This window comes from uncultured Methylobacterium sp., from assembly GCF_964244095.1.
Taxonomy (GTDB): domain Bacteria; phylum Pseudomonadota; class Alphaproteobacteria; order Rhizobiales; family Beijerinckiaceae; genus Methylobacterium.
Window position 1 is genome coordinate 3064 of the sequence record NZ_CAXTHR010000138.1, and the last position, 7616, is coordinate 10679.

At 71.0% G+C, this 7616-nt stretch carries 7 protein-coding genes and 1 pseudogene; all 8 read left to right on the plus strand.

Annotated elements, in window-relative coordinates:
- The first annotated feature begins 21 nt into the window (after window positions 1–21).
- Window positions 22–1419 (plus strand): LLM class flavin-dependent oxidoreductase, encoded by a 1398-nt coding sequence (locus ACFE86_RS17945; RefSeq protein ID WP_375456688.1) that lies wholly within the window; start codon window positions 22–24, stop codon window positions 1417–1419.
- Between the two features lie 600 nt (window positions 1420–2019).
- A complete protein-coding gene (locus ACFE86_RS17950) occupies window positions 2020–2547 on the plus strand; it encodes an OsmC family protein (protein WP_375456682.1) in 528 nt (175 codons plus the stop codon).
- A 52-nt stretch (window positions 2548–2599) separates the two neighbouring features.
- Window positions 2600–3700, plus strand: a complete 1101-nt coding sequence (locus tag ACFE86_RS17955) for an ABC transporter substrate-binding protein (RefSeq protein WP_375456683.1) — start codon at window positions 2600–2602, stop codon at window positions 3698–3700.
- Window positions 3701–3707: 7 nt separating this feature from the next.
- On the plus strand, window positions 3708–4727 hold the full coding sequence (locus tag ACFE86_RS17960; RefSeq protein ID WP_375456684.1) for an ABC transporter permease: 1020 nt from the start codon (window positions 3708–3710) through the stop codon (window positions 4725–4727).
- The gene (locus ACFE86_RS17965; RefSeq protein ID WP_375456685.1) at window positions 4721–5518 is read left to right on the plus strand and encodes an ABC transporter ATP-binding protein; all 798 of its coding nucleotides are present in this window, start codon (window positions 4721–4723) and stop codon (window positions 5516–5518) included. Before ACFE86_RS17960 ends, ACFE86_RS17965 begins: the two co-directional genes overlap by 7 nt.
- Window positions 5508–6764, plus strand: coding sequence for a sulfite dehydrogenase (soxC, locus tag ACFE86_RS17970; RefSeq protein WP_375456686.1), 1257 nt, complete (start codon window positions 5508–5510; stop codon window positions 6762–6764). Before ACFE86_RS17965 ends, soxC begins: the two co-directional genes overlap by 11 nt.
- A complete protein-coding gene (locus tag ACFE86_RS17975; protein WP_375456687.1) occupies window positions 6754–7299 on the plus strand; it encodes a c-type cytochrome in 546 nt (181 codons plus the stop codon). The genes soxC and ACFE86_RS17975 overlap by 11 nt, the downstream gene beginning before the upstream one ends.
- A gap of 80 nt (window positions 7300–7379) precedes the next feature.
- Window positions 7380–7616 (plus strand): annotated as a pseudogene (locus ACFE86_RS17980) (aliphatic sulfonate ABC transporter substrate-binding protein); the annotation flags it as partial.

The following is a 7616-nucleotide window of genomic DNA, read 5'->3' on the forward strand; positions in this document are numbered from 1 at the left end:
CCCCGCAAGCCCGGATTCGTCATGAGCGCACGGCGCGAATTGCGGCTGAACGCCTTCGAGATGGCGGCGCCCGGCCACACCTGGGCGGGCCTGTGGCGGCATCCGCGCGACGCGGCCGCGCGCTACAACACCCTCGACTACTGGGTGTCGCTCGCCCGCACCGCCGAGCGCGGCCTGTTCGACGGCATCTTCCTCGCCGACGTGTTCGGGATCTACGACGTCTACGGCGACACGGCGGAGACCGCGCTGGCACGAGCGGCGCAGGCGCCCAACCTCGATCCGTTCCTGATCGTGCCGGCGATGGCGCACGCCACCACGCATCTCGGCTTCGGGGTCACCGCGAACCTGACCTACGAGCACCCCTACGCGTTCACGCGCCGGGTCTCGACCCTCGACCATCTGACTGGAGGCCGCGTCGGCTGGAACGTCGTCACCGGCTATCTCGAGAGCGGCGCGCGCGGGATGGGTCTGAGCAGTGCCCGCGCCCACGACGACCGCTACGATGCGGGCGAGGACTTCCTGGAGGCCGCCTACAAGCTCTGGGAGGGGAGCTGGGAGGACGGCGCCGCGGTGCGCGACCGCGAGGCCGGCGTCTTCACGCAGCCCCGGAAGGTGCACCGCGTCACCCACGACGGGCCGTATTACCGGGTCGACGGGCAGCACCTCGCCGAGCCGTCGCCGCAGCGGACGCCGGTGCTCTACCAAGCCGGCACGTCCTCGCGCGGGCGCCTCTTCGCCGGCCGCCACGCCGAGAGCATCTTCCTCAACGGCCAGACCAAGCCGATCGCGGCGAAGGCCGCGCGCAGCATCCGGGAGGCCGCCAAGGCGGCCGGCCGCGACGCCTCCGACATCCTGATATTCCTCGGCGCCACGGTGATCGTCGCGCCGACGCGGGCCGAGGCGCTGGAACTGCGCGACGAGTACGCGCGCTACCTCGACGTGGCGGGACAACTCGCCCTCGTCTCGGGCTGGACCGGCATCGACCTGTCGCAGCTCGATGCGCAGGAGGGCCTCGCCTACGTGAAGACCAACGCGATGCAGTCGCTCGTCGAGAACCTGACGTTGCCGGGCGAGCGTCCGTTCACGCGGGCCGACTTCGCCACGTTCGGACCCCGCGGGGCACGGGCACCGTTCATCGTCGGGTCGCCCTCCGAGGTCGCCGACCAACTGCTGTCCTGGGCCGAGGAGGCCGATGTCGACGGCTTCAACCTCACCCGCGCGGTCGCGCCGGAGACCATCGAGGCCTTCGTCGAGCTCGTCGTGCCAGAGCTGCAATCCCGCGGCGCGTTCAAGCGGCGCTACCGCGACGGGACCTTGCGCGAAAAGCTGTTCCCAGGGGGCGGCGCGCACCTCAAGTCGACCCATCCGGGCGCCCGCTTCCGCCGTCCGGACGCGGATGCACGGGCCTCGGCCGCCTGAACGGACCGACCCGCCCGACATCGCCCCCTCGACCCGAGGATTCGCGATGCACGTTTCCAGAACCCGCCGCGACCTCTCCGACCGACCGGCACTGATCAAAACCGATGTGCTCACGCATCGACGCTGCCGGACTGCGGACAGGATGGGAAAGATGGTCTCCCGTTCCGTAAAATAGAGGTGCAAGAATTTTTTGGTCTTTCAAGGGTCTCTTGGCCTTTGTGGCTGTCGTTCGTCGGTCCGGTCGGTCGATTCCGCAACCGTGATCATCCGCGGGCCGATCGGGAAACTTGTGGCACCCGGCATCCGGTTGGCCTTTCCCATGCGCTTCGTGGATCGGCTCTCAGCGTGTCTCGCGACGAGGTGACCCGCGCCGAAGACGGTTCGCGGGAGGGAAGTGGTGGACGCGCCCTATCGCGGTCCGACGATCCCGAGCTTCTCCGTCCACGCGCAGCGACAGGATGATCGTCGCTCGAAAGCACATGCATTCAAAATACTATTCTGTTGATTGCCGGGCTGCGCTCAACATAAGATTGGCGGTCTTTTCGAAAAGCATTCGCCATTCGATGTGCGATTGTGTCCTCATCTGTTCGGCATTCCCTCATGGCTGATCTGAACGCGTATCTCGCCCAGAAGCGAACGGCCCTCGACGTGCGTCGGGAGCGCATCGGGCGCGGCGAGGTCGGCCCGGTGCCGCTCAGGGCCCAGGCCACCGTCGAGGGCCGCAGCGGCGTGCGGCGCATCCGCGTCCGGGGGCACGCGGTGATCACCGACAGCCTGCCGGATTTTGCCGGATACGACCTCGGGCCCGGCTCGCCCGAGTTGCAGCTCGGCGTGCTGGGCTCCTGCCTCGCGCACTCGTTCCTGATCCAGGCCGCTGCGCAGGGCGTGCCGCTCGAGGCGATCGCGGTCGAGGTGACGGCCACCTTCGATCCGCGGGCCAATGAGGCCGGATACGAGGATGTCCCGGTCCATCCCCAGGACCTCGCCTACACGATCCGCATCGCTTCGCCGGCGAGCGAGGCCGAGATCGCGGCTCTTCACGCCCGCGTCGACCGCGCCTGCCCGATCCTGAACCTGCTGCGCGGAGCCCAGGACATCCGCGGCCGGATCGAGCGCAGCGCCGCCTGACCGCCTCACCGAACCCTTTCGATGCGGGCCTTCTCAGGCCCAGGAGACGACCATGTCCGAGACCGAGCCTCACCCGTCCTCCCGAGACGCCGCCCTGTCGCGGCGCCGGCTCCTGCGGGCGGGCATGAGCGCCGCGGCGGCGCTGCCCTTCGGCTTCGCCGCGAGCGCCGGCCGCGCCTGGGGGCCGGGGCCCGGCGCGCCCTTCGATCCCGGCCCCTTGTGCGCGCCCGCCGCCGCGACCGAGGCGGCGACCGGCGCGTTGCGGCCGATCAAGCTCGCCTGGAACGCTACCGCCATCTGCACGGCGGCAGCACCCGTGGCCAAGGAGCGCGGGATCTTCGCCCGGCACGGGCTCGACGTCGAGTTCGTGAACTTCGGCGGCTCGACCGAGGCGCTGCTGGAGGCGATCGCCACGGGCAAGGCCGATGCCGGCATCGGCATGGCGCTCCGCTGGCTGAAACCCATGGAGCAGGGTTTCGACGTGAAGATCACCGCCGGCCTGCACGGCGGCTGCCTGCGGCTGCTCGCGGCGAAGGCGGCCAACATCACCGACATCGCGTCGCTCAAGGGCAAGACCATCGCCATCAGCGATCAGGCGAGCCCGGCCAAGAACTTCTTCGGCCTGCTGTTGTCGGATGCCGGCGTCGATCCCGAGCGCGAGGTCGAGTGGCGCCAGTACCCGGCCGACCTCCTCAACCTCGCGGTGGAGAAGGGCGAGGCCCAGGCGCTCGCCGATGCCGACCCGCGGACCTGGATCTGGCTCAAGGACCCGCGCCTGACGGAGGTCGCGACCAACCTCACCGGCATCTACGCCACGCGCTCCTGCTGCGTGGTGGCCGTGCGCGGCTCCCTCGTCCGCAACGACCGGGCGGTGGCCGGCGCCCTGACGCGGGCCGTGCTGGAGGGCGGGCACCGCGTCCAGACCGATCCGGCGGATGCGGCCGCGATCTTCGCCAATTACGGCGGCAAGGGCTCGGTCGAGGATCTCGCCGCGATGCTGCGGAGCCAGACCCATCAGCACCGCCCCGTCGGCGCAGACCTGAAGCGGGAGATCGCCCTCTACGGCGACGAGCTGAAGCGGGTGAACGTGCTGCGCAAGACGACCGACACGGCGAAGTTCGCCGAGCGCGTCTACGCCGACGTCCTGAGCTGAGGACGCCATGCCCGGCAGCATCGCGGGCGCGCTCTCGCACGAGTCTTCGCGGCCCCGATCGCGCGGGGCGGCGCGATGGCTTTCGCAGGTCCGGTGGGGCGGCCTGCTCGTCGGCGCCGTCTGGCTGGCGCTCGCAGCGGTGACGCTGCGCCTCCCCGAGGACGGCGAGTTTCCCTACACCGCGGATTTCGCTGGTGGAGCAGGGGCCGTGGGATTGCTGCTCGCGCTGGCGCTTCCCCTCTCCGCCTCCCTGGGGCGCGTCGGCGGTCGGCTTCACCACTGGGGACCCTGGCTCGCCGTGATCGGCCTCGGCCTCCTCGCCTGGGAACTGGTGACGGCCAAGTTCTCGCTGCTGCCGATGCCGTTCTTCCCGCCGCCGCAAGGCATCGTCGAGGTGTTCTTGGAGGATTGGCCCAAGCTCGGCGGCAGCACCCTGAACTCGCTGCTGTTGCTCGCGGGCGGCTACGCCATCGGCGCGGGGGTCGGGTTCATGCTCGGCGTCGCCATCGGCTGGTCGCGGGCGATCGGCTACTGGGCGCATCCGGTGCTGCGCTTCGTCGGGCCGCTCCCCGCCACCGCGTGGCTGCCGATCGCCTTCTTCGTGTTCCCCTCGTCCTGGTCGGCCAGCACCTTCCTGGTGGCGCTCGCCACCGGGTTCCCCGTCACGGTGCTGACGTGGTCCGGGGTGGCGGGCGCCAACAAGGCCTATTACGACGTCGCCCGCACGCTCGGGGCCTCGCAGGCCTTCCTCATCCGCAAGGTCGCGATCCCGGCAGCCTTACCCCACGTCTTCGTCGGGCTGTTCATGGGCCTCGGCGGCTCGTTCGCCGTGCTGGTGGTGGCCGAGATGCTCGGCGTGAAGTCCGGCCTCGGCTGGTACCTCCAGTGGGCGCAAGGCTGGGCCGCCTACGCCAACATGTACGCGGCGCTCATCGTCATGGCGCTGATGTGCTCCGGGCTGATCACCGTGCTGTTCCGCCTGCGCGACCGCCTGCTCGCGTGGCAGAAGGGGCTCGTGCAGTGGTAGCCGTCCTCGAACGTCCCCGTATTCCCGAGGCGGTTTCCGCCGCGGGCGCCCGCCTGGCGGTGGCCGGCGTCTCCCACGCCTTCGACATCCGCGGCGCGGCGCTGCCCGTCCTCGACCATGTCGACCTCGCGGTCGCCCCAGGCGAGTTCGTCGCGCTGCTCGGCCCCTCGGGTTGCGGCAAGTCCACCCTGCTGCGCCTCGTCGCCGGGCTGGAGCCGCCGGATTCCGGCACTCTCTCCATCGACGGGGTGCCGATCGCCGGCCCCGATCCGAGCCGCTTGCTCGTGTTCCAGGACCCGACGCTCTATCCCTGGCGGACCGTGCGCGGGAACGTCGCTCTGGGGCTCGAGGCGCGGGGCCTGCTCAAGGTGCACGGATCGCGCATCGACGAGGCGCTCCGCCTCGTTGGCCTCGCCGACTTCGCCGACGCCTATCCGCACCAACTCTCCGGCGGCATGGCCCAGCGCACGGCGCTAGCCCGGGCGCTGGTGAACGCGCCGCGCCTGCTGCTGCTCGACGAGCCGCTGGGCAAGCTCGACGCCCTGACCCGGCTGGCGATGCAGGGCGAGCTGGTCCGCCTCTGGCAGGAGAAGGGTTTTTCCGCCCTCCTCGTCACCCACGACGTCGAGGAGGCGCTGGTTCTCGCAACCCGCGTCATCGTGCTGAGCGACCGCCCGGCGCGCATCCGGGCGGAGATCGTCAACGACGCGCTCTATCCGCGCCACCGCGACGACCCGGACCTCGTCCGCCGGCGCCGCGAGGTTTTGGAGATCCTGGGTCATGCCGCCTAACCCCACCCAACGCCGGCCTCCGCGCGCGGACCGCCGCGGCTTCCTGCGCCTCGCCGGCAGCGCCGCGATCGGCGCCGGCGTGGGCAGCGTCGCGCGCGCCTCCGAGCCCGAGGCCCTGGCCGTCCCGCCCTGGACCCGCGAGCAGGGGGCGCCCGTGGCGACCCCGGCCTATGGCCGCCCATCCCCCTTCGAGACCCTGGCGCGCCGGCCCCGCACGCCGCCGGCCTTTCCCAGCGCGGCCTCGACTGGAACCCCGCTCGGAAGCCTCCATGGCATCGTCACGCCGAACGGCCTGCACTACGAGCGCCACCATGCCGGCGTGCCGGCGATCGACCCGGACCGGCACCGGCTCGTCGTCCACGGCTTGGTCGAGCGCCCCCTGGTCCTGACGATGGACGACCTGCTGCGCTTTCCCGCCGTGTCGCGCCTGCACTTCCTCGAATGCTCGGGCAACACGCCGTGGCTCGGGGCCAAGCCCGGCTGGACGGTGCAGGACAGCCACGGCCTGCTCTCCTGCGCCGAGTGGACCGGGGTCGAACTCGCGACGGTGCTGGCCGAGGTCGGCGTGAAGCCGGAGGCCGCCTGGGTCCTCGCGGAGGGGGCGGATGCCTGCGCCATGAGCCGCAGCGTCCCGCTGGACGTGGCGCTCGACGGCGCCATCCTCGCCTACGCCCAGAACGGCGAGCGCCTGCGCCCGGAGCAGGGCTACCCCTTGCGCCTGTTCCTGCCCGGCCTGGAGGGCAACCTCAGCATCAAGTGGCTGCGCCGGCTCAAGGTCGGCGACCGGCCGTTCCAGACCCGCGAGGAGACATCGAAATACACCGACCTGATGCCCGACGGCACGGCGCGGCAGTTCACCTTCATGATGGAGGCGAAATCCGTGATCACCGCGCCCTCCGGGGGCGAGCGGTTGCGCGAGCCGGGTTTTTACGAGATCCGGGGCCTCGCCTGGACCGGGCACGGCAAGGTGCGCGGCGTCGAGGTCTCGACCGACCGCGGCCGGCAATGGCGCGCCGCGGCCCTGGAAGGGCCGGTGCTGCCGCGCTGCCTGACGCGGTTCCGGCTGCCCTGGACCTGGGACGGCGGCCCGGCCCGGCTGCTGAGCCGGGCGACCGACGAGACCGGCTACGTCCAGCCGACGCGCGACGCGCTCGTCGCGATCCGCGGGACGCAGTCCACTTACCACAACAACGCGGTCTTCGGCTGGAACGTGGCCGCGGGCGGAGCGATCAGCCATGCGGCGTAGCATCCTCGCGGCGGTCGCCGGGCTGGTCTTGATCGGACCTGCGGCGGCGGACCCTCCGCCTCGCCTCGGCCTCGGCCGTCCCGCCGCGCCGGAGACCATCGCAGCCTGGGACATCGATGCCCGTGCCGACGGTCAGGGTCTGCCGCCGGGCCACGGCACGGCGCGCGACGGAGCGGTTCTCTTCGCCGCGCGCTGCGCCGGATGCCACGGCGCGCAGGGCGAGGGTGCCGCCGCCGATGCGCTGGTCGGCGGTCGCGGCACGTTGGCGACGGGGAAGCCGGTCCGCACCGTCGGCAGCTACTGGCCTTACGCGACGACACTGTTCGACTATATCCATCGCGCGATGCCCTTCGACGCCCCGCAATCCCTGGCCTCGGACGAGGTCTACGCTGTGAGCGCCTACCTCTTGCATCTCAACGGCATCCTGCCCGAGGATGCCGGGCTCGATGCCGCTTCGCTTCCCAAGGTGGTCATGCCGAACCGGGACGGGTTCACGACAGATCCTCGGCCCGATCTGCCGGTCGCCGCACGCTGAGCTTCTGGACGATCCGCCTCCGAGGGAGTTGGATCGTCCTCGCTCCGTCATCGATCATCATCCACAAGGCGCCCTTCCGAATGCCCCGTTCCATCCAGGCCGCGCTTGCAGTTGCCGCCGTCGTTCTCTTCTCGCTCGGCGGCGTGCTCACGGCCGCAGCGGCCGATACGAAAACCCTGCGCATCGGCTACCAGCGTTCCTCGACCCTGATCGCGCTGCTGCGCCAGGATTCCAGCCTGGAGAATACGCTCAAGCCCCTCGGCGTCGCCGTCTCCTGGCACGAGTTCACGAGCGGCCTTCCGATCATGGAGGCGCTC

Bases quoted from the DNA above. Each gene is read 5' to 3' on its own strand.
- ACFE86_RS17945 (WP_375456688.1), top strand. From the start codon at position 22: ATGAGCGCACGGCGCGAATTGCGGCTGAACGCCTTCGAGATGGCGGCG.
- ACFE86_RS17950 (WP_375456682.1), top strand. From the start codon at position 2,020: ATGGCTGATCTGAACGCGTATCTCGCCCAGAAGCGAACGGCCCTCGAC.
- ACFE86_RS17955 (WP_375456683.1), top strand. From the start codon at position 2,600: ATGTCCGAGACCGAGCCTCACCCGTCCTCCCGAGACGCCGCCCTGTCG.
- ACFE86_RS17960 (WP_375456684.1), top strand. From the start codon at position 3,708: ATGCCCGGCAGCATCGCGGGCGCGCTCTCGCACGAGTCTTCGCGGCCC.
- soxC (WP_375456686.1), top strand. From the start codon at position 5,508: ATGCCGCCTAACCCCACCCAACGCCGGCCTCCGCGCGCGGACCGCCGC.
- ACFE86_RS17975 (WP_375456687.1), top strand. From the start codon at position 6,754: ATGCGGCGTAGCATCCTCGCGGCGGTCGCCGGGCTGGTCTTGATCGGA.